This window comes from Nitrospira sp. KM1, from assembly GCF_011405515.1.
GTDB lineage: Bacteria > Nitrospirota > Nitrospiria > Nitrospirales > Nitrospiraceae > Nitrospira_C.
The window spans coordinates 4,472,169-4,494,561 of record NZ_AP022671.1; the positions used below are offsets into that span (position 1 = coordinate 4,472,169).

General features: G+C 55.2%; 18 protein-coding genes. 4 read left to right on the forward strand and 14 right to left on the reverse strand.

The annotated features are described in order from the left end of the window. Positions 1 to 46 precede the first annotated feature (46 nt). Both W02_RS21105 and W02_RS21110 read right to left on the reverse strand, forming a co-directional pair. On the reverse strand, positions 47 to 1,429 hold the full coding sequence (locus W02_RS21105; protein ID WP_173051275.1) for a hypothetical protein: 1,383 nt from the start codon (positions 1,427 to 1,429) through the stop codon (positions 47 to 49). A gap of 865 nt (positions 1,430 to 2,294) precedes the next feature. Continuing rightward, entirely contained in the window at positions 2,295 to 2,513 is a 219-nt protein-coding gene (locus tag W02_RS21110) for a hypothetical protein (RefSeq protein WP_173051276.1), read from the reverse strand. 59 nt (positions 2,514 to 2,572) lie between these two features. Here W02_RS21110 and W02_RS22345 point away from each other — a divergent pair, with 59 nt between their 5' ends. Continuing rightward, the gene (locus W02_RS22345; RefSeq protein ID WP_197742090.1) at positions 2,573 to 2,731 is read left to right on the forward strand and encodes a DUF433 domain-containing protein; all 159 of its coding nucleotides are present in this window, start codon (positions 2,573 to 2,575) and stop codon (positions 2,729 to 2,731) included. A 225-nt stretch (positions 2,732 to 2,956) separates the two neighbouring features. Further along, positions 2,957 to 4,108: an outer membrane beta-barrel protein gene (locus tag W02_RS21120; protein ID WP_173051277.1), complete on the forward strand. Its 1,152-nt coding sequence runs from the start codon at positions 2,957 to 2,959 to the stop codon at positions 4,106 to 4,108. A 234-nt stretch (positions 4,109 to 4,342) separates the two neighbouring features. Here the strand turns inward: W02_RS21120 and W02_RS21125 are convergent, their stop codons facing one another. The 4 genes from W02_RS21125 to W02_RS21140 form a co-directional block, all read right to left on the reverse strand. Continuing rightward, a complete protein-coding gene (locus tag W02_RS21125) occupies positions 4,343 to 4,705 on the reverse strand; it encodes a TraR/DksA C4-type zinc finger protein (protein ID WP_173051278.1) in 363 nt (120 codons plus the stop codon). A 105-nt stretch (positions 4,706 to 4,810) separates the two neighbouring features. Beyond that, the gene (locus tag W02_RS21130; protein WP_173051279.1) at positions 4,811 to 5,500 is read right to left on the reverse strand and encodes a YbhB/YbcL family Raf kinase inhibitor-like protein; all 690 of its coding nucleotides are present in this window, start codon (positions 5,498 to 5,500) and stop codon (positions 4,811 to 4,813) included. 29 nt (positions 5,501 to 5,529) lie between these two features. Further along, positions 5,530 to 5,889, reverse strand: coding sequence for a DUF3175 domain-containing protein (locus W02_RS21135; protein ID WP_255458546.1), 360 nt, complete (start codon positions 5,887 to 5,889; stop codon positions 5,530 to 5,532). A 42-nt stretch (positions 5,890 to 5,931) separates the two neighbouring features. Continuing rightward, on the reverse strand, positions 5,932 to 6,498 hold the full coding sequence (locus W02_RS21140; RefSeq protein WP_173051281.1) for a type 1 glutamine amidotransferase domain-containing protein: 567 nt from the start codon (positions 6,496 to 6,498) through the stop codon (positions 5,932 to 5,934). A 562-nt stretch (positions 6,499 to 7,060) separates the two neighbouring features. On the opposite strand from W02_RS21140, the gene W02_RS21145 reads away from it, so the two are divergent. Further along, positions 7,061 to 8,446 carry a glucose-6-phosphate dehydrogenase gene (locus W02_RS21145; protein ID WP_173051282.1) on the forward strand — a complete coding sequence of 462 codons (1,386 nt, stop codon included), beginning with the start codon at positions 7,061 to 7,063 and terminating at the stop codon, positions 8,444 to 8,446. 30 nt (positions 8,447 to 8,476) lie between these two features. Here the strand turns inward: W02_RS21145 and cysC are convergent, their stop codons facing one another. The 5 genes from cysC to W02_RS21170 all read right to left on the reverse strand — a co-directional run bounded on the left by cysC (position 8,477) and on the right by W02_RS21170 (position 15,360). Continuing rightward, positions 8,477 to 9,013: an adenylyl-sulfate kinase gene (gene cysC / locus W02_RS21150; RefSeq protein WP_173051283.1), complete on the reverse strand. Its 537-nt coding sequence runs from the start codon at positions 9,011 to 9,013 to the stop codon at positions 8,477 to 8,479. A 4-nt stretch (positions 9,014 to 9,017) separates the two neighbouring features. Continuing rightward, entirely contained in the window at positions 9,018 to 10,280 is a 1,263-nt protein-coding gene (locus W02_RS21155; protein WP_173051284.1) for a PepSY domain-containing protein, read from the reverse strand. 204 nt (positions 10,281 to 10,484) lie between these two features. Then, positions 10,485 to 13,178: a TonB-dependent receptor gene (locus W02_RS21160; protein ID WP_173051285.1), complete on the reverse strand. Its 2,694-nt coding sequence runs from the start codon at positions 13,176 to 13,178 to the stop codon at positions 10,485 to 10,487. 292 nt (positions 13,179 to 13,470) lie between these two features. Continuing rightward, positions 13,471 to 14,508, reverse strand: coding sequence for a FecR family protein (locus W02_RS21165; protein ID WP_173051286.1), 1,038 nt, complete (start codon positions 14,506 to 14,508; stop codon positions 13,471 to 13,473). Positions 14,509 to 14,850: 342 nt separating this feature from the next. Further along, positions 14,851 to 15,360 (reverse strand): sigma-70 family RNA polymerase sigma factor, encoded by a 510-nt coding sequence (locus W02_RS21170; RefSeq protein ID WP_173051287.1) that lies wholly within the window; start codon positions 15,358 to 15,360, stop codon positions 14,851 to 14,853. Positions 15,361 to 15,816: 456 nt separating this feature from the next. On the opposite strand from W02_RS21170, the gene W02_RS21175 reads away from it, so the two are divergent. Then, a complete protein-coding gene (locus tag W02_RS21175; protein ID WP_173051288.1) occupies positions 15,817 to 16,239 on the forward strand; it encodes a hypothetical protein in 423 nt (140 codons plus the stop codon). A 255-nt stretch (positions 16,240 to 16,494) separates the two neighbouring features. Here W02_RS21175 and W02_RS21180 read toward each other — a convergent pair whose 3' ends face one another. The 3 genes from W02_RS21180 to W02_RS21190 all read right to left on the reverse strand — a co-directional run bounded on the left by W02_RS21180 (position 16,495) and on the right by W02_RS21190 (position 22,261). Continuing rightward, positions 16,495 to 18,261: a tetratricopeptide repeat-containing sulfotransferase family protein gene (locus W02_RS21180; RefSeq protein WP_173051289.1), complete on the reverse strand. Its 1,767-nt coding sequence runs from the start codon at positions 18,259 to 18,261 to the stop codon at positions 16,495 to 16,497. A gap of 75 nt (positions 18,262 to 18,336) precedes the next feature. Next, a complete protein-coding gene (locus W02_RS21185; protein ID WP_173051290.1) occupies positions 18,337 to 21,021 on the reverse strand; it encodes a TonB-dependent receptor in 2,685 nt (894 codons plus the stop codon). A gap of 193 nt (positions 21,022 to 21,214) precedes the next feature. Next, positions 21,215 to 22,261: a FecR domain-containing protein gene (locus W02_RS21190; RefSeq protein ID WP_173051291.1), complete on the reverse strand. Its 1,047-nt coding sequence runs from the start codon at positions 22,259 to 22,261 to the stop codon at positions 21,215 to 21,217. Positions 22,262 to 22,393: the final 132 nt, after the last annotated feature.

Genomic DNA, 22,393 nt, shown 5'->3' on the forward strand with positions numbered 1-22,393 from the left:
GAGCATTCCGTAATAGATGATATTTGCGCTTTGGCTCATTTTTGACCTATAACCTGCTAGCCGACTTTTTGAGCTCCGCATCGATAACAAAGATAAGCGGTACAAGCTCCCCAGCTTTCTTAAGCTCATTTTCGGCACGGCTAAGGCGCTTCCTCCATTTTCCACCTTTCCCAATATCCAAGACTGCATAAATAGCCTTGTAGGCTTTTTCAGACTTGGCGTACTCACCCACCTGTCTCTTAAAACCACCTATAAGCTTTGAATTTGAGGAAAGCTTGATCTCAACTACGATTCTTGTTCTATAACCTGCGCTGACCTTAAAATCCACGGGACCGCGGCCGGCATTGGCTTCGCGACTTAGATCAAGATTGTTGGCTTCACAGTATGCATCGGCCATTGCATAGAATAACCGTTGCGCGTAGGACTCATGGCGTGGGTCGCCCCGTTCGTGATAGAGGATCCTTGCCAGATCATGATTCTCTACTGCGTCCTTAAATTTGTTACATATCGCCAACACCACTCTTAAGACTTCCTCATTTGTAGGATGCGGCGACAAATGTAATGCCAGCTGCAGCTGGTTTGCCAGTCTGTTGGCCTCCTGATACCAGGTGACTTCTCCATATGGATCTTTGTCAAAGTCATACGCTTCGGTCGGCTTTGATTTATATTGGTTGAGTAGATCTCGAATCAGCTCCGGATTCTGAAGAAGAGCTTTTCTTAGGTCTCGTTTCGCAATTCTTGTTGTTGCATGCTTCCATGTCTTTCCAACCTGTTTATTAACTCGATGTCTCAGTGCTTCATTATGAGCGGCAACGATATCAACATCGCTCCAGTCGTGAGCGATAGGCAGAGGGCGAAGTATTTCTTTTGGAACTAGTATTATGGGTTTCCGACTGTAGGGGTTTATCGACTGTTTAACATTGAGTTCTTTAAACACGCGTCGAGTAAAAGCCTTCAAGTGACTCTGGATAATTCCCGCTGTCATGTCGCTTATTCGGTCTGGCCCAATATCCTCAGCAAAAAGGCCCACCAGTTCAAATATCTCAGGGTCCTTAATGCCAACATCAATAATTTCCTTAGCGGTTTTGAGAAGACGATCCCGAAGACTGGGACCAATCCCGCTGCCGGCTGTTCCTTCTTTCCCATAACCGATACAAAGCCCTTGAACTTCTGGAAACGTTAATAGGGTTTTGGCATTCTCCCAAAATACATCCGCTTTGGCTCTGGAATGTCCTAACAGCCTTAGAACTTTCGTAAAGTGTTCTTCGAGTGTTTTGCGCGCCCCCGAAAGTTCAGGCTGTGTGGTTCTACGCAGAAGGTGGGGATCAATAAACAGCCTACTATCTAGATCAAGAAGCGCATCGAAGGCCCCGGTTTTTGAGAATTGTCCCTGTTTCAGGGCAAATTCTTGAGTAATTGTCTTTGGCATATGTACTTACGGTACAAGATTCAAGCTATGACATTGGGAGGACACGATAGCAGTTGATTGCAAAAAAGCTCCATACCTCTTTCTGGTGTACACCATGGGAAGGTGAGACAGGATATACATGTTTTATGAAACTCTCGCGCCTTCAGTAAGGCACCTATTCACCCATTCGAAAGAGTAATCTTCAAATTCACTCATCCATCCAAAAGTGTCGCTCCCTCCTATTCAGTTTTTGATGTTGCAGGACTTGCCTACACGCCTTAGCGTCTCGGTTTAACATCAGTGCGTAGAACTTCATTGATGGATGATCCTCCACGGACAAGATGACTTGAAAGTGTTCGGTCGGAACTCTGATACGTAACGAGCAAAAATATCGATGCTCTTCGAATTGTCGTGGAAGGGCATCAAGGTCCTTACTAATATACTTGGAAAGGTATCGAGCTAATTTCACAGGTGATGTTCCAGGACGTGGCCCTTTCACGTTCACCTGACCTTCCGCATGACCGACGATCTTATACCAGCAGCGACGGAGGAACCGTATATCCTGGACTCCTTTTACAGCCAAATGAGGATGAATGGCTCCTCGTTTCTGACACTCCAAGACAGTTACATAGGGAATTGAACAACCATTGCGCGACAGCATTCTTGGTAGTCGCTCCAGATCATTCAGTACCTTGTCCCTGTCTTCAATATTTCGTCGATAGGTGAGCGTTACTAGATGGTCAGCGCCAATGCTAATACACTTTCTGCGGATCTTCCCTGTAGCGCGAGCACGAGCCCGCTTCTCGTTTTGCTCCCTATTGACCGATCGTCCCTTGTGACCTTTCTTGCCTGATCTCGGTGTCGCCTTTCCCCAGGATGCTTCGATCTATTGCCTTCCGAAATCGTTAATCTTGATCGACCATGCATGGCCCTGTGGAATATTGTTCCTGTGTGAGGAGGTGTGATCGACGAGAAATGTCTTCTTGTCAAGGTTAGGGGCTGCCGGCGGACCGGCAGCCGCGCCGGCGGCTGGCGCCATCCTGCGCATCGGTGCCAGTTGCGCCACGTTGCTCTCTGCTTGCAATTGAGTCCTTTGACTAGACACTCTGTACCTCCTCGTTCTACACTCAGTCTTGGCTGTAAACCTTGTGCATCAGGTGAACCATGGAAGATCGAATTGTTGTTGATCGTAGTATTTGCAGTGGAAAGCCGATCATTCGCGGCACCCGCATCATGGTGACCAATATCCTTGGGATGGTCGCTGGAGGGTATACCCGCCAACAGCCCTCGAAGCGTATCCTGAGATCACCGTTGAAGATGTGACAGCGGCACTTGAGTACGCCAGCCACGTAGTGGATGAAGAGAAAGTTATTCCGCGTGCCTGACCGCCTGACCGTCCTTCTCGACCCAAACATTCCGCGCGCGATCGCTCCCAGGCTCCGACACATCAGACCTGGATGCCCTAATGACGTCGTGAAGGTGAAATAACCCTAAGCGATGTTCCAACTTTTCATGGTGTTCTTGGCAATCACGGTCCCGGTCCTTTCTGTGAAAGCATCGGATCATGATGAGCCGTGGGCAAACCCAGCGACTGCTCGTACGACGGAAGGCCCGCCGTCTGAATCAACCCACTCGCGTTGGCATTACGGTGCATACCTCGATTTGAGCTATCCGATCGATTTTAATTATCCGGAAAACCATCGTTGGCGCAGCAAGGCCACAACGCAGCGGGTGAATGAGCTGACTCCGAACATGATAATGGGTTATGTCCGGAAGGATGCAGACGAATCATCTCCCTGGGGGATGGAATTCGGAGTTCAGGGTGGCTACGACGTCACAGGGCAGGTGCCCAATGCCAGTCTCCGGAATGGTCAACCTTACTCGGGTGCCGATACGTTCAGCCACTTTTCCCGGGCCAATGTGTCGTATCTGGCTCCAGTTGGAAATGGCCTGAAACTCACAGCTGGTCTCTTTAATAGCTATATCGGGTACGAGTCATTCTATGCCAAGGACAATTACAACTATACGCGCAGCTATCTGCCGGACTATTCGCCGTACTTCATGTTCGGAGTGTCCGCCGAATATCAGATGAGCCAGTCAGTGAAGAGCGCCTTCTATATCATTAATCGCTTTAATTACCTCTCTAACCCCAATGACTTGCCCAGTTATGGCATTCAGCTCGCGTGGACGGTTTCACCATCCGTCACTGCTGTGCAAAATTTCTACTATGGCCCCGATCAGTCGAACAGCGATCTCCGGTATTGGCGCTTCTTCTCCGACAGCAGTATTCAATGGAAGCGCGATCGCCTCACCGTTGCATTAGTTTATGACATTGGCACAGAGCGAGTGATACCAGAAGCCGGGGGTGCGCGGGTTTTCTGGACCGGCACTGCGATCTATACGCATTGGCAGTTTACTCGAGCATGGGCGCTGGCGGTCCGGCCGGAACTGTACTACGACCCGAGCGGGACGATGACCGGCGCTCGCCAATTCCTGAAGGCGATCACGACCACGCTTGAATACAAACTACCAATTGCTGCCAGCATGACACGGTTGCGAATGGAGTATCGATATGATGATTCGACCGGACCGCAAAGCGGTTTTTTTAGAGGCGCAGAAACCAACCCCGGCGGAACCGGTCTCGTACAAGCCCAACATCTGCTGATTGCAGCAATATTGTGGAATTATGATTCCCCATAGCGGCGGTTTTCCTCTTAACCCTCCTTGCCACTCGATGTGCTGCCGAAGGGAAATTTCGATTGGGAAGATATCATCATCAGCAACTGGAATCCGAGCACAAGGCGCCAGTTGGTGGAATGGCTGGCTGGAGCCCGTTTTGAGGCACGGAAGCAATCGGTCCTCGATGAAGCTCATGCAATAGGTACTGCGCATCGGCAAGCAGAACTTTAGAAAATGTATCCCCCGTGGCCGACTTCATAGGGTGGGTTTTCGTGTCCGTTCAGTTTCCTCGACCTCTTGCTGGTGCTTCACGCAGTAACGAGTCCATGGGATCGCCTCGAGGCGCTTTTCCTCGATCATCTCGCCGTCTGCAAGACAGGCTCCGAAGGTGCCATCCTCAATCCGTTGAAGGGCCTCGCGTACCTGGCTCAAAGTCGACCATTTGGCATCGGTACTCCGGAATTGTTCATCTTTTCGTTCATTCTCGATGCTTTTATCACCGGAATCACGGGCCGGGCCGTCACTTGGTTCTCGTGCCTGCTCGCCGGCTTTGACGAGTCCGCCAAGGAGTCCTTGTTCTTTTTCCAGGAGTTGTCGTTTGAATTTGTCGAGATCCATATGTACTGCATCCCATGATCAGGATTCTGTCACTCTCTGCGACGGTATCTACCTGTCATGACGTCACCTGCTGAGTGTTGACGGATTGAGCCCTGCACTGGTGCTTCACCGCGCTCGGAGGTGCGGAATGCGTTGCGCCAGGTTAATCCATGACGACTGACGGGATTTGCTATTGCGGATGGTATAGACGACCAGCGCAAGCATGCCGGCTCCGATGACTCCGGTGGCCAAGGCCGGCTTTAAGCCTCCGTCCTGAATGAGCGGGGAGTTCTTGATGAGGCTGGCAGTCCACGTCATGGGAGTGCGGCCCGCCCGGGCATCGGAGAAACCGACCAATTGGGCCTGGTCGATGACATGCCCATGAATGGCTCGATAAAAGGCGGCACGACCGGATCCGGGAGGCAAATGAGATAGCCGGTCCAAGGCATAGAGCTCAAAAATATAGCTATGTTTGCCGTGACGCGGCGGGACGTTCGGTCCAGTGTATCCGAGGCTGAACAGGCTGTTCCTGCCTTGGCGAATCGGGTTATAGAGCGAAGCGCCTGAGATTCGTCCTGCCTGAGGAATCCCTTCCTCCAGCACTCGCTGATCGGGCGATATCCCATACGCGATCCAATGCACGAAGGTTCGAGGCGTCGGGGCATCGGGATCCAAGCAGATCAAGGCCAATTCTTTCGTTTCCGGCGTCACACCGCTCCATTCAAGGGGCGGCGACAGGTTTTCGCCCGCCGAGGTGAACCGTTTAGGAATGGATGATCCCGACTCAAACGCCGGACTCGTTAACGTTAATGCCATGAAGTTCTCCTTTATCGTTGAGTCTCATGTTATCGGCGCTCAGGTGTTCGCCGTTTGTCGGCAGGCTTATCATTCCTGCCGAAGAGATTGCGCAATTCTTCCTTGGCCCGTTCAAGTCTGTGTTTTTGCGAAGCAGGAAGTCCGCTTCCGCCTCGGTTGATGTGAAAATTCAGCATGGACATGGCTGATTGAAAAGGGGTGCCCTTCCGTCTGTGGCTTCGGAGGGCGGAGCGTTTGAGAGAGGCGGCAATCTCCTTTGGGCTCTTTTTAGTAAAGACCCCTTGTTCCAAGTCCAGGGCATCGCTTCGTTTCATGACGCCGGCCGACCATTTCCGAGTCTTCCGTGGCTTCGATATATGTTTCGAGCTGCCGTGCACACGCTTTCTCATGCGAGTCGCCATTGTGGTGCTCCGTGGATGTGGAAGCCTTTGTCAGGCCGGGCTGTTCGTTCGTTCCTGGTGCTTGGAAAACACATCGAGCATGGTCTGATTAAAGAGGGGAATATCGTCGGGCTTCCGGCTTGATATGAGACCTCGATCCACCACGACCTGCTCGTCCACCCACTGCGCCCCCGCGTTCTCCAAATCGGTTTGCAACGACGGATAGGACGTGATCCGCCGGCCGTTCACCACGCCGGCATCGATCAACGTCCAAGGTCCATGGCAAATCACGGCGACCGGTCTCTGCCGGTCGAAAAATGCTTTGACGAAACGCAATGCTGTGGGATTGCGCCGGAGCTTGTCCGGATTCATCACTCCTCCAGGAAGGAGGAGCGCATGGTAGTGGCCGGCATCGGCCTCATCGAGCGGGACATCAACTGCTATTTGGTCACCCCATTCTAGATGATTCCAAGCCTTCACCCTTTTTTCCGCCGGCGAAATCACGTCAGCTTGCGCGCCGGCCCGTTCGAGCGCTTCGCGAGGTTCCGTGAGTTCGACCTCCTCGAATCCATCCGCAACAAGAATTGCGACCCTTTTATCTGCCAGCTGTCCGGCCATGATGTCCTCCCTCCTGCATCCTGATCACAGGTGCATGGCATCCGTAAGTTGTTCAACATTGCTTGTCCTTCTCCGTCATCATCGACTCGGCCGGATAGTGACAATCCTCGATATGGCGCGACCAGCCGAACTTTGAAAATGAGTTTGAAGACTGCGAGCGAACGTTTCGAGGAAGATTGCAAATAAAGGGCCATTCAAGCGAAAGTTTCAGCTCGGAAAATGGCCGTACTGAGGGCAGTTGCGAGGAAGATCCGTTGTGACGGTCAATGGCATCGAGGCAAAATGTCCTCTAAGACAAAGTTGTCCTTCTGAGAGGTACTTCTACGGATGTTCCATCTAGCCAGGTTTTGCCAACACAAGTATAAAGAATCTCCCTGCGGCAGAGTCATCTGTCTTCCTTCGTCTTCTTATCTTGGTATGGGGCATAGGCCATCCGCAGCCAGAATCCTGCCTTGCTCACCTTTCATGCCGTGAACTATTCTGGATAGACATTGCCGCATTGCGGCGTCCGGCCGTTCGATCTGTATGCGACAACGTGTCGGCCGCGATCAAGGAGAATGGAATGATTCGAACCCTCGTGATACTTGGCGCGTCAGGCGATCTGACTGCGCGATTGCTCATGCCCGCCATTGTACGTCTCTACGAGGAGGGACAGCTCCCCGATGGCTTCCGCATCATCGGCGCGGCACGGAACGATTGGGATACACAAAAGTTTCGGGCTCATCTTGATCAGAAGTTGCAAGAATTTTTGCCGAACGCCGAAGCGTCCAGCAAGGCGGTGCTGTCGGCCACGGAGTTCCATCATGTCGATGTGACCAGGCGTGAAGACATCGCAGCTGCCTTAGAAAATCTGAAAGAGCCGATCGTCGCCTATCTCGCGCTGCCGCCGCCGCTGTTTGCGCCGACCATTCAAGCACTTGCCGCATTGCCGCTTCCGGCGGGGAGCAAGGTGATTCTGGAGAAGCCGTTCGGTGAGAGTCTGGCTTCGGCTCAGAAGCTCAACCGGCTGCTTCATGATTCGTTTCCCGAAGAGGCCGTGTTTCGCCTTGATCATTTCCTGGGCAAGCAAACCGTTCAAAGCCTATTGGGTTTGCGGTTTGCGAATCGGGTGTTCGAACCGATCTGGAATACACAACACGTCAGCCGGGTGGAGATCATCTGGGACGAGGTCCTCACGGCATCGGGTCGAGCGTCGTTCTACGACGGAGCAGGGGCGCTCCGGGACATGATTCAAAACCATCTCCTGCAGCTGCTGGCCTTGGTTGCGATGGAACCGCTTCACATGCTGGATGCGCGCACGCTGAGAGACCGAAAGGTGGATGTTCTGAGAGCGGTGCGCAAGCTGTCACCGGAAGAGGTCAAGCGGCGTACAACACGAGGCCGCTATACCGGTGGCATGATCAACGGCGAAAAGGTGCCGGGCTATGTCGAAGAGCCGGGCGTCGATGCGAAGCGGCAGACCGAGACGTTTGCTCAAGTCGAATTGCTGATCGACAACTGGCGCTGGTCCGGTGTTCCGTTCGTGCTGCGCACCGGAAAGGGGCTGGGGCGTGACCGCCGTGAAATTGCCATCTACTTCAGGGCGGTTCCTCATCTGGCCTTTGGACAGGCGGCACAACCGGAGCCGAATGTCTTACGCATCGAGTTGAGTCCCGACCGGATTGTCCTTCGTGTGAATATCAATGAGTGCGGCGATCTCTTCGATCTGGAGCAGATCGACCTCGATGCATCGCTCCGCTCCGGGGGGCTCACGGCTTACGGACGGCTCTTGCTCGATGTGTTGAACGGTGATCCCACGCTGTCGATCCGTGACGATGAGGCGGAAGAAGCCTGGCGTATCGTGGCGCCGATTCTGGCTGAGTGGAGCAAGGGCTCCGTGCCATTGGCCGAATATGCGGCAGGCTCGCAAGGGCCAATATCCGATCATCCCGATCGCACAGGGGCATGACAAGACTGTGGTGAGGATCAGATCTGCCGGCTAGATAAACTTCAGTCGGCGCAGCCCGGCCATGATCGTTTGCAAGCTGGACTCAGGGAGTTCCTGATCTGTATCGACGACGATCTCGGGATTTTGCGGCTCTTCGTACGGATCGGATAATCCGGTCATGTGCTGGATCTCGCCGCGGGAGGCCATGGCATAGAGTCCCTTCGGATCGCGTATCATGCACGTGCCGATCGGGCAGCGGACATATACTTCCGCGAATCTTTCAATATCCGCGCGCGCCTTGTCTCGCGAAACGGCATAAGGGGAAATGGCCGCGACGACCGCCACTCCACCGATCCGTGCAATGAGCTTGGCCACATAGGCGATACGGCGGACATTTTCCTCCCGATCCTGGCGTGTAAAGCCAAGGTCCCTCGTGAGTTCGCGACGGACGGCATCGCCGTCGAGTGTTTCGACCGGCAGGCCAAGCTGCCGAAGCTCCGCGGCCACCAGGTGAGCCAGCGTGCTCTTGCCGGCTCCCGGCAGGCCGGTGAGCCACACGACAAATCCCTTCGAGTTCGGTCCAATCATGGCTTCAACCGGCCGGAACGGGATCGAAATGATCGGCCTCGCGTTTGGCGCGCCTGCTATAGGCCGTATGCTTTTGCCACCAAATGACGACTCCGGTGATAGAAAGAGCAGCGGTACCCAATCCGAGCAGTGAGACGAGAATTCGGCCTGGCAGGCCGAGAATGCGTCCGGAATGCATCGGGAATTGGGCCTGAACAAAGATATCGGCCGCAGTGCCTTTCCATGGCTGCTGATCCCCAAGATAGCGGCCGTCGCTGCCATCGAAATACAAGGCGGGAGGACCTACTCCTGCAGCGCCGTGATCATCGCCAGGGTGAAAAAATCTCACACCATATATTCCAAATTCCTGACTGTAAAATACGTCACCGAGCGGTTCTGGCCAACCTCGCTTGGCTTTTTCATACTGGGCGCGTTCGAGAATCGAGGCGTACCCGACCATCGGTGCGATCGGCTGATGTTTGTCGTTCGGTGTGCGCACATCGAACGGCGAAGGCGTGACCTCACTCACCAAGGACATCATCGGATAGAACATCTCCCGATAAAGATTGAGGGAGAATGCCGTGAATGCCAGCATGAACAACAATCCCCAGGCCCACAGACCGAAGGCGCGATGGACGTCGAAGTTGATTCGGCGGGCCGTACCGGACGTCTTCACCATCCAGGATGGTTTCCAGCGGGTCCACCATCCTGGGTGGGTCTGAGCCGTCGAGCTCGGAATCTTGGATGGCAGGGTCAGATAGAAGCCGACGAAGCAGTCCAGTGCCCATAAGATGGCAATGCCTCCCATGAGCCATATCCCCCAACGGTCGATGCCCCACAGTTCTGGAAGGTGCAGCGTGTAGTGCAATCGATATAGGAAGGACACCAACGTCTCACGAGTGATGGGCCACACCGCACCCCATTCACGCCTGCCCAATTCTTGTCCGGTCCCAGGGTCAATGAAGACCTGGTTATATCCAAGCTCGTACAGGCGGCCGGTTGCCGGATCGATGCGGGGATCGACGCCAAAGGGAAGAGAGTCTCCCGGTTCGTGTGCCAGTGGAACGAACGTCACGCGTGCCCTCTGGTCGCGCGCTTCGATTGCAGTGACTAGATCGAGGATGGGAAGCGGCAGCCCCTGGCTTGCTACGTGAGTGAGATGCGGATTTAAAAGATCGTCGAGCTCGTGGTCCCAGGAGATTACAGCACCGGTCAGTCCGGACATGATCAAGAAGCCGGCCATGATCAGACCGACCCAGCGATGGAGCAGCAGCATGATGTGGTTCATGGAATTATTAGGGGCACAATCGGGCCATTATGCTTACACAGATTTGCCGGCCGAAGGCAATGGCTGCCGGACAGGTCTATATAGATTAAGACGAATGAGAACCGCAAAACCTGGCGTAAATAGATCGTCGAACCAAGAGTTGGTTACGGCCATATTGACGCCTAGCAGGGAACATATACCTGAACGGGAAGCGGGCAGGTTCACTCAGAAGAAAATCCGCACCGTGGCGATGGCAGTGATCGGTGCACCGAATGCGTTAATGCCGCCTGGGAAGCCCGGACTCTCGATATACGTGGCATTGAGCAGGTTGCGGATGTTGACGGACACATCATACCGTTTGTCGCGGCGGTAAAAGAGGACTGCATCCACCCGCTGATACGGATCGGTACTGATCGAGTTGGGGAAGGTTAATTCATACCTGCCTTGGTAATAGACGCCTCCTCCAAATCCGAACCCTTGCAGGAGGCCGGACTGAAGCTGATATGTCGCGAAGACGCGCCCCACATAGTTACGCGGAATCGACGACGGATAGCTCCCGACAAACCCTGGGTCATTGGCTTCGGTAATCACAGCATCCAGATACATGAAATTGGCATTCAGATTTAGGCCGGGAATCGGCTGGCCGTTCAGATCAAATTCCACACCCTGATGACGCTGCTCACCGACCGCGATGCTAAACTGAGGGTCTCCTGGATCACGCGTCGACACATTGCGGCGGTAGCTGCGAAACAAGGCGGTGGTGAACAGCAGCCGATTGTCGAACAAGTTGAGCTTAGCGCCAACCTCGTAATTGATACCGGTCTCCGGCGGCAGAAGCTGATTATCTCGTGTGAATGACAAGGAGTTTGGGGCGAAGGACTGTTGGATTCCCCCATAGACGTTCATCCAGTCGGTCACTTTCACGGTCACGCCGCCCCGGCCGGTCCACGCGGAGTCCGTCCGTTCGGTTGTTGGAATCCCCTCGTCAGTAATGGACGAGCGCGCCTCGTCGTGCCGTCCCGCCAGGACGAGAGTGACCCGTTCGTGAGGACGGATGACAGCCTGCCCGAATACACCGGTCTGTTTCAAGGTCGTGAGGAGAGGCGAGCCCACCAAGCTGCGCAATTCATCATCGGACAATGCGCGTGTGTCGTTCCGTGGGTTGAACACGTTGTCGATTCCCAACTGGGGATGCGTGAGAAAGGAATTACGCGTCATGTCACGGTAGTCGACCCCCGCCAGGATTTCGTGTTTTTGTCCGAACAGCGTGGATTCCTTGCTGAGATACAACTCGCCTGCATAGGTGTCCATCTTAATGTCGCGAAATCTATTGTAGAGGTAGGCATCCCCGCTCGGAGGAATCCCGGGGTAGGTATAGGTGTAAAGGCTATTTTCGAGCAGCTTGGATCTCGAGTACTTGCCGTTGGCGGACAGCTTGATATCGTGAATGAACGTGTGATTGTAATGGACCTCGCCGTTGTAGCCGGTGAAGTTGGTGTGTGCCCCGTTCGGTGCGCCACCGCCGAAGTTTCTCGTGCGAGGAACATTGAGCATTTTCCCGTCTGTCGTGAGCGGCCACCCGAGATAGTCGGCGCCGTTGAACTGTTGATAGGTGCCGAGGAGGAGCAACTTGCCGGCGCCTTTGAACAGATCAAACTCCACCGAGGGCGCCACGGTATACTGTCGAACCGGCGTGAAATCGACGAAGTTGCCGCCCTCTTCGACTGCAAAGACGAGGCGACCCCGAATGTCCTCGTGGGCTGGCAACACGCCGTTGACATCAAACAGGCCTCGGTAAAAACCATACGACCCGGCATTGGCTTCGACGTTCGCAAAATTCGCGCGCTGCGGCGTTTTCGTGATGCGATTGACAATGCCGCCGGGATTCGCCGCCCCGCCGACGATGGAAGCCGGTCCCTTGACGATTTCATACCGTTCGACGATGCCCCAGTCCGGTGCGAAGAGGCAGTCGGTCGGTAACCCGTTAACTTTCATGCCGTTAAAGTTACCGGCAGGTGAACAGGCCGTGAAGCCCCGGATGTTGAAACCTTCGCTTCGTGCCCCGTTCACTTGGTCGCGCGTCACGCCGCTGACGGCTTCAAAGGCATCGCCTTGTGTACGAGAAAACGTGTCGCGAATCAGATCGCGTGTGACCACACCGATCGACACCGGCGTTTCCTCGATGGGCATTGTGCTGCGGGTGACGGTGGAGGCGTTGTCTGCCTTGTAGCCATCGACTGAATCTGTCCACGCCGGCTCCCGCACGTCTTTGACGACAACTTCGGAGACTTTGATGGGTTTCGACTGATTGTCCGGTAAGACTGCACTTCCCGAGGGTGCCGCGCTGTGCAACGTGATCGAACTCGGGTTGCTGAAGCGATACTGCAATCCGGTTCCTGCAAGCAGCCGATGCAGGGCTTCTTCTATTGTGTATTCACCTCGGAGACCTTGACTCGCGAGTCCGGCAACCGCTGTAGATGCGGAGACGACCTGAACACCTGATTGCCGGGAAAACTCAATCAGCGCATTGTCCAAATCTCCGGCCGGTATGTCGAATGATTGCTTGGGTCCTCCAACCGGCTGCTCGTTCGCCGCCAGTTTGACCTTCGGGGCGGCGGTGTTCCGGCTTTTAGCATCCAGAGGGCCTCGCGGCGTGCCGAAGCTGCGTTGAGATGTCGAGCTGTTCTCCGGTTCGCGTGGAGTCTGTTTCCAGTCCTCCGGAATGGCATCTTGCGATAGAGCAGGTTGGTAGGTGGTCAAGCTCAAGGCAGAGAGACTGACGAGAAATCCCCAGGCAAAGCGGCGACGGTCATAGCCGGATGCCGTTTCAGTAGCGGCGGCGATTGCGGCCCGCAGACGAGCCCATGCAGCGGGCGATGGGGTAGTGTTTCGGACAGATTTTTGAGATCGCTGAGGCATTCCTTCCTCCACTGTTCAAAAGAGGTCAATCGCGGAAGACTCTAGTGGTTTAGCAGAGCAGGATGTTTAAAAAGGCTGTCCAGCAAGGCCGCAGCGAGCGAGGAGGCGAGGCGTACTCTTTGCTGTACGTTGAGCTTCTAAGCGACGCGAGAACGAAGCTGGCAGACTTTTTCGACATCCTGTTGGGAAACATGGGGACTAAGACGACAGAGAAAGAAAAAGCCACACGTCGATGTGAAATGTTTTGAGAATGAAAGAAAAGTGCTGAAACAGCGGGAGGATATGAGGGTAACTATCGGGTTCGGGAGCGTGGCGCCGTAGTGGAGGGCGATGCTCGTTCGACAATGATGAGATTTGCATTCACTCGTTGCGCACGAATCGGTAGGGCATCTTGAAGCAGTTCCAGCGAGTTCTCCAACTCCCGGATGTTGAATACTCCGGTGACCGGCACATCCTTGAGCGAGTTGTCCAGCAACCTGATTTCCTCGGTCCGGTAGCGCGCCAATTCGTTTAAGACCTGTGCCAACGGGTGTCCTTTGAAGATGAGCTTTCCGTCTTTCCATGCGCCTGCCGTGATTTGGTCGAACGGTCCGACTTCTGATATCCAACCGTCCATTCCGTAGGACACCCGTTGTCCGCGATGGAGAATGGCGTGGCGTGCCACCGGGGGATGGAGGGCCACCTCGACGATGCCGTCCAACACCGACACCTCGACTTGTTGCGAGGATTTGCTGACGATGAATTGCGTGCCGATGTCATGAATAATGCCGTTGGCGACCTCAACCTCAAACGGCCGCCGCCCGTCCTGTGCAACCGTGAACCAGGCTTCGCCTTGATCCAGACGGATTGCGCGTGTCTTACTGGAAAACTCCACCGTCATCTGAGTATTCGTATTCATCATGACGGACGAGCCGTCCGACAACGTCAATTGCCGTTGTTCTCCCTTCGCTGTCTGATAGTGCAATGACTCGGTCACCCCATTAACCCACCACAGGGTGGTGAGCGTGATCAGCCCCATCAGCGCGCCCGCGGCAACCATGCGAGCCGGTGACCACCAGGACTGTCCCGCTGCCGGCTCCGAGGTGGAAGCATATTCGGCCCACCGGGTTTCCGCTTTGCGAAGCTCGGTTTCAAACAGTGGTTTCGCACCCGTCATGTTGGTCCACATGCCGGAAACACGCCCGAATTCCTGTCGATGACTGGGATCTTCAGCCAACCAGTTGTTTAAACGGCGGCGATCATCGGCGGTGGCCTCTCCTGAACGGAGGCGCACCAACCAACGCGCGGCTTCTTCGCGCAGGGACGGGGATTGTTCTCGTTCTTCGGTCATGGGCATCAACTTGTCAATGCCTCCGCGAGACGACGGATCATAGCGCTCCGGGATATGACGAACAAGACGGCGGTTCCCACAGTAGGATGGTGAAAGTGTCCGCTCATATCACCCGCCCATCCTTGGCACGCCGAGTGCCTTGCACCAGGCTTTGTTCTCAGTCCGTTGATCTCTCTGCGGCCTCACCGTGGAACGGCGCGTCTCGGCGCGCCGGGGTGGGCGGGTGAGAACTATAGCCATTTTGACGATCCTGCGTCAGGGGGACTGTTGCCCTTCCCCTTGGGGACTGGCCGTGTTCCGATTACAGGGACAGGCACCGCAAGGCCGGAGCCTTGTCCCTTCCTAACGATCCTTCAGTTTATTGCGACAGTAGACGGTCGCTTTCAAAATGTGTTTTTCCACCATGCTTTTCGAAATGCCGAAGTGTGCCGCGATCTCGGCATGGCTCAAATCTTTAAAGAGATGCAGCAGAAACACTTCCCGGCATCGAGGAGGCAGTTCGAGGACCGCGTCATAGAGCAGTCGGGTTTCTTCCCGGGATTCAGCATCTTCACATTGCCGGGCCGGTGCGACGAGGACGTCCCGGAGTTCTTCCGCGTCCAGCGATTCCTCGGCCTGGCGTTGTTTCTTTCGAAACAGGTCTACCGTGAGATTGACTGCGATCTTATAGAGGAACGCGCGCGGTTGTCGGATGGCAACCGGTGAGTCCTGCGCGAGCGCGCGAAGAAAGGTTTCCTGTGTGATGTCCTTCGCCTGGTCGCGGGACTGCAGCCGTAGTGTGAGGTAGCTCAGAAGTTCGTCGTAGTATTCCCGGAAGAGGGAGAAACGGTCCAGTCCCGCCTGGTTATCCACGCATCACCATTTTACGGATGACAATCAATTGGCCAGATCTAGGGTGAACAAAAGGGAAGGCATAACCGCGCAGTGTTCCCGTATCTGGGAACTCACTATGGAAATTGGTCGTCAGCATCGACATGTATTGATCTTGAGCAGGCGGGAATATATCAATCCCACCCCTTCCAAGGCCATGTTCAGTTTCCGGATACGGAACCCTGCAATGGGGATAGGTCAGTGTGGGGAGTGGGAGCTTGATCGAAGGGTGGAAATGCTTTTTTAAGCAAGGGTAAGTAGGGCGCGTAGGCTTTCCATCGGCTGACGGATTTTGTGTAAATCGGTTGGCGCGCCTGCCAGCGGCTGGAGGTCTGGTTTTTCTCGTCAGGCCAGACACATTCAAACAGATTCCTATCATGATTTCAGATTGGTCCTGTGTTACGCTCGGATGCACCCATCGGGACTGAGGGTGAAGTAATGCAAGAGCTGGCACGCCTGCTCAATGAAATGTGTGAGAAACAAATCATCGCCAATTACGCCTTGTTCGGGGCAGTCGCTCAAATGCGATACACAGAGCCGGTGGCGACGCTGGATGCGGATGTCTTGGTCGCAGTGGAGGGAGAAGCACGTTTCGATGTTTTAGGGCCGATCTCCGAGTTCTGTTCGCTGAGAGGCTATCATCCGAAAGGCGAAGCCATTGAGGTTGGCGCGTGGCCTGTTCAATTCATTCTAGTCTTTTCCCAGCTCACCAAGGAAGCCATGGAAAAAGCTGAAACTGCCGACTTCGAGGGAGTTCCACTGCGTGTCGTGCGGGCGGTACACCTTGCCGTGATGGCACTCAGTGTCGGTCGAGCCAAGATTTCATCCGCATCTTGGCTTTACTTGACGCCGGGAGTGTGAATCAGCAAGATGTCGCCGATCTAGCCGCCAAGCATGGTCTTATGAATGAATGGCAACGCTTCGAAGGGAAATTCCTCAATGACTGAATGGCAAGAACGATTCAAGCGTCAAGCCGATTGGCAAAAGACGCTCAGAACGCTCTCCTGGTCGGAGAAAATTCGCATGGTGGAGAAAGTGAAAGACTCTATCAGGCTTCTCCGTGTCGCCACCTTTTTACACAGGGGACCCAGCAACCGTACAGCCGGCGGCCATGAGTCAAACCCCATCATGCCCTCTGTTACTAAAAGCTGTCTCTAACCCAGGCAGATATTCCCGGTACTTCTTCCAGCGTCCGACAGATTTTGTATAGATCGGCTGGCGTACCTGCCAGCGGCTGGGTGTCTGGACAGCTCGATCATTTTGGTGGAAGTTAAGGCATCGCTCGTCCCAGGGGACCTTGAGAAATTCCAGCAGCCGTTTGGCCTGACCATCTAAATCGCTCACCACGTCTTCGTACTGCACATCCAGAATCGGAAGCGGGAGCACATCATGCCAGTGCGCCATGAGTTGGCGCTCCTGGGAGATAAAGAACGCCAGATCGTCGAAGTCAGTGGCGTAGCGCTGGTCGGCGTTGAAGTTCTCCATCCAGATCGAGAGCGCATTGTCGCGCGCATCGCGGCGGCAGTGGATCACGCGGGCATTGGGAAACAATAGCGCGGCAAAGGCCAAGTGAAAATAGTTCAGCGGCTGCTTGTCGCTGATGCGTGGGCAGTCCGGTGAAGCATTGCGGCGAAGCGCCTGAAGATACTCCTGTGCTAGCCCCCGGCTGGCCATCTCATCGTGTAAGACGGCGGCGGCTTGCCAGGGCGATTTCTTGCCCCCTGCCGTCGATTGCACGGCCAGGCGTGCAAGGTCGGGCAATTCTCCGGCTCCGTGCATGAACGGATGGGCGGAGAGAATCTGTTCAATGAGTGTCGTGCCTGATCTGGGAAGTCCGACAATGAACACCGGCTGATCCGTGCCGATGCCGAACCGCCGTCGTTCGGAGAAAAAATCAGCCGTGTATGTGTGAATGATCCCGTCGATGCGCGTCTGCAGCGTTGCACGGTTCAATGGTCCTGTCTTTCGTCGGCGGGCCGCATTAGCAGTCAGGCTTGCTTGCGCCGCTTCAGCATACTGGCCGCGCCGGTCATAATACTTCGCGAGACCGTAGCCCACGAGAGCTTTGGCTTCATCCGGAGTTTCGTGGCGCCCAAGCGCCTGGTGCGCATGAGTGACCCAAGAAGCTGCCTCCGTCTCATCCTTCACCAAGCTGAGGTATTGGCCTAATGCCAGCCCATGGCCGGGCTCCCGCTGTAGTATGTTGAGATAACACGTGGGAGCCAGTTCGCCGTGGCCTAAGTCCTCCATTGCGTGGCCTAAACCGAACCAAGCGTCGAGATCATCTGGATTGCCAGTGAGCGACGAGCGGAACAAGGCTTCAGCATCGCCGACCTGGCCGCGATCGGAGAGTTCCTGCGCCAGACGATTGCGAGCCCGTGAGGAATCCGGGGCATGGGCTGCGGCCCGCTCGAAGCACCATAGGGCTTCATCGAGTTGGCCGTCTTCGATCAACAGGCTGCCAATCGCGAGATACGTCTCGTCGCGCATGGGATCGATTGCAAGCGCTCGTTGCAGGCAGGACAGCGCACGTTCCTGTTCGCCCATCTGTTTGAGGGCCGCGCCCAGATTATGCCAACCGTCGGCATAGTTGACATCGAGACCCACTGCCTGACGAAAGCAGCGCACGGCGGCTAGCCAGTCACGAGAGAGAACCCAGACACGGCCGAGATCCGACCAAGTGCGCGGATCGTTTGGGGCCAATTCGGTGGCGCGTCGTGCGGCGGTGCGAGCGGCATCGAACTCACCCTGTCGGGCATACAGCTGGCCGAGATAGCGGTGCGCGTCCGGATCTTTAGGGGCAACGGCTAGCCGCTCGGCGCAGAGGCGGAGAGCGTTCCCGACATCTTCAATTGCCAGCGCGGCATTGATAGCGTTCAGCAACGAGGAATGTTCTGTTGAAGGGCCTTGAATCAAGGCATTCTCTCTTGTCGGATCATAGGAAGAGATGCGCTCTGTCTAAAATGTCATCCGCACCATGCCGATCACATGCCGGGGCGCGCCGAACTGGTTAAAGCCGGCATAGCGATTCGGCCCCTCGACATAGCCTGCATTGGCGATGTTGTTAAAGTTCAACTGCAAGCTGAGCCACTCGAGTGGTGCATAGATGGCAAATAGGTCGGCGCGGGTATACCCCTCGTAAGTTTGATTCTGAAATGGGACAAAAGAATTAACTTGACTCCGGTAGTACACGACAGCGCCGAGCTTGAGCCCTTTCGCAAATAGCTCGGTGAAATCATAGCTGCCGAAGGCGCTGACGGTGTGGTGTGGGGCATTTAAGGCGTTCGCGCCCACCACTCCAGGAATGAGGCTCTCCGTAATTTTCGTATCCAGGTAGGTGTAGGCAAGGTTGACTTGGAGTTGCGGAAGAAGCGCCCCGCGGGCCTCGAACTCAAACCCTTGATTGCGCTGGCTCTGACCGCCGATGGAAAAACCTGAATTGGGAGGAAACGCCGGATCTGGAGTGGCGACGTTGTCCAGCAACGTGCGGAAGACGGCGGCGGTCACCATGAGCCGTTTCCCCAGCGGCTCCCACTTGCTCCCGATCTCGACTGTCTGACCGGTGATCGGATCCAAGAGGGATCCGTCTGCCGTGACCGCGAAGTTCGGCTGGATGCTTTCTCCGTAGGAGGCATAGAGATTGAGCCCTTCGACGAGTCGTTGGGACAGACCGATCTGCGGGGTGAGACGGCTCACATTGAGACCGTCATGGGTTCCATCTTGGTTGAAGGATGTCTGGGTAATCCAATTTCCACGCAGAGCCGCCATCACCGTTGTGCCCGCGAAGGGCCGGAGCAGTCCCTGCAGGTAGGCGCCGGTTTGCTGGAAGCGCAAGTTATTTGAGCTAGCCGCTACCGCATTATTCGGATAATCTGGTGGAAACGGTAGATTCACCTCGGGGTTGGCGATATTTCCAGTACCCAGGAATACAAAGCCCGGCCTCTGGCGGGTTTGGTTTCCGAGCGAATAATCCATGCCTGCGGCTACGGAACTCATGTTCCCCAAGAGGGAGAAGTCTTTGATCAGGTTGACTTCCCCAGCCCAAGATTCCCGGCGAGAGGTGGCGGCATTGGCATAGATGCCGAAATTGCCGTTCGGCCCGATGCCGCCCGTATACTGGTAACCATAGACATACGAATGATTTATTTCGTCGTGGCTGTATTGACCCTTGGCTCTTAATCGAAATCCCTGTGCAAATTTCTTCTCGGCCTCGATATGGGCGCTCTGGTAATTCTGTTTGAGCTTGTTGTCGGGGCCCAGCAAACTGTCTTTGATACCGGCCGGAATCTGCCCAAAAATATTCGTCGGAGTGCCATAGTTACCCTTGCCTGTCAAATGCTGGATGTTGCCGGTCGCGGTGACAGTGAAACCATTGTCCGTGGCTAACCGGACGGAAGGCAGGAACGAAAACCGCTGATTACCAGTATTGTTGAAGAATTGTGGATCCTGATTCTGAACGAATACGAAGCGGCCAGCCAATTGGGGGATTGTCGGTATTGTGCCGTTGGCGTCCAGCGTAGTGCGGTAGCCTCCATATGAGGTGCCGCCGGCCTCGGCCACTACGAAATTTTCATTTAGTGGCGCCTTCAAGAGTCGGTTGACAAAGCCGCCTGCGGCGACCAGGCCGCTCGTAAAGGATGCCGCGCCCTTAATGACCTCGATGCGTTCGTACAGGTTCGGATCGGCGATGTAGTTGTTGAAAGCCGCCAAGCCATTGTCCCTTATAAAACCAGGAGTATTAGGAGATGTTGAGAACCCTCGGAGGACATAGTCGTCATTATTAAAAGAAGACTGAGACGCTTTCGTGAAACCAGCGACTCCCTCTAAAGCCTCATTTTGTGTGACGGCGCGACGCTCACGCATGCTGTCTCTCGTCACGACACTTATGGACTGCGGCAGCTCCTGAATCTCCGCTGGAAAGCGCAGGACGGCTTCCGATGACACTTCGGCCATATAGCCGTCGGGTGCATCGACGACCGGCCGCTCTTTGACATCCTTGACGAGAATCTCAGGCACCAGTACCGGTTTGCCCGTCGACGTCTGGGTCGCTTCAGAATTCCCCGCCCGTTGAAGCATCACGGTGTTGGCGTCGATGAACCGATAGCCCAGACCGGTGCCCGTCAACAGCGTAGCGAGTGCCTCCTGTGGCGTATACACTCCCTTCACGCCTTGGGTTTGCACTCCCGCCACCACGTCAGACGTGTAAAAAATTTGCAGGTCCACTTGCTTGGAGAAAGCTTGCAACGCTGACTGCAGGTTCCCCGCCGGAATGTCGAAGGGCTGCTTCGGTCCACCTTGCACATCTTGCTGTGCTGCGAGCCGCAAGCCGGGCAGAGAGCGCTGCGGCTGCTGATCTCCTCCGAGCGAGCGGCTGCTCCCGTTGAGCAATCGTGCCCCTGCATGATTACGGGAGGGACTGCCATCTTGAGATGTGGGTTGATCTCCTCGCCAATCCTGAGCCAGCGCCGGGTTGTGCGCGCTGAGCGCCATGGAGGATAACCCCACCATGATGCCCCAGGCCAGGCTCTGAGGGCGGCATCCGTGGCAGGCCTCGGCAACTTTCTGATACGCCGATTGCAGATGAACGGTCTCGGGGTGACGATTGGCTTTGGGGAATCGTCGCTTCAACTTGATATGACGCATGGATATTTTCCTCCCGTCCTAATTGATGCAACTCAGCATCGCTGCTGACTAGGACGAATGCCTCTCGCAAAAGCGGACCATCAGACAGAAAAAAATTTTATTGGCTGCTTTCGTGATGGATGCGCTGAGGGAGAATGTCGGAGAGAACTTGAGCTTGACTATCGGAGCGTGTGGATCGAACTAGGAAAGGCTGTTAGGAACGCAACTGGCGATCGAGGATGATGAGGTTGGCGTTGACGCGATGTGCTTTAATGGCGAGAGCCTCCTCCAGAGCTTGCAGGAAGCTCTCCATGTGGTCGATACGGAACTTGCCATTGACTGGAAGAGTGCGCAGATTCGAACTCAGTAATCGCAGTTCTTCGGTTCTGTATCGGCCCCATTCTTTCAGGACCTCTTCGAGCGGAGCATTGTTGAAGACGAGAAGCTGCCTGGTCCATGCCAAGGCAGTTTCTGCATCGAACGCGTGGACGGAGGACAGCTGACCCGCGGAGGTATACTCCGCGTATTCGCCCTGAGCGAGCCGTTGGAGTTTGCCGGTGCGAGAGGTGAAAGTCTTCGCATTCGGAATGTCGACTTCGACGACACCCTCCAGCACGGACACCTCAACATGCTCGGGAAACGCGTGGATGAGAAACTGAGTGCCGATGTCGCGAATGAGGCCGTTCTTCGCAATCACCGTGAACGGGCGCTGTTCGTCGTGCGAAACCGTAAACAATGCTTCTCCCTGTTGCAGCGTAACCATGCGCTTGTGTTTTGAGAGTTGCACGGTTAACGCCGAATCCGTGTTCATGACGACAGTGGAGCCGTCCTCCAGACGAAGAGTGTGTTGTTCACCTTTGGCCGTACGATAGTGCTGCATCGGAGCCGGCGCTTCCCATATCCACCAGAAGGTGAATGCACAGACTGCCAAGACAATTCCCATGACCGGCGCCCATCCATGCCAACCGAGCAGTCTCGGACGCGGAGGATCGAACGGCTGATCACTTCCAACGGCGGCTGCGTGCTGAACGGCTCGCCGACGAGCCTCTGCCCAGAGCGGTTTGACCTGGTCAATATCGCTCCACACTTTGGCTGCCTCTTCATATTCCTGCCGATGGACCGGATCTTCACGTAACCAGGCTTCGAAGCCTAGGCGATCGTGGGCATTTGCCTCCTGTGATTCCAGATGCAAACACCAATCGATGGCTTGTTCGCGTATGGAACGCGATGAGGAGCCGCTCTGTTTCTCAGTCACACGCATGAAGCCATCGTCCTCAAGTCTGCGCAACCGCTGCCATCATAGGATCTCCTTCTACACAGTAGACGATTGCCTCCCCGAAAATCCGACCTCACCATTCCTATTTGAGACAACCCGTCATGCAAACTCATGCCC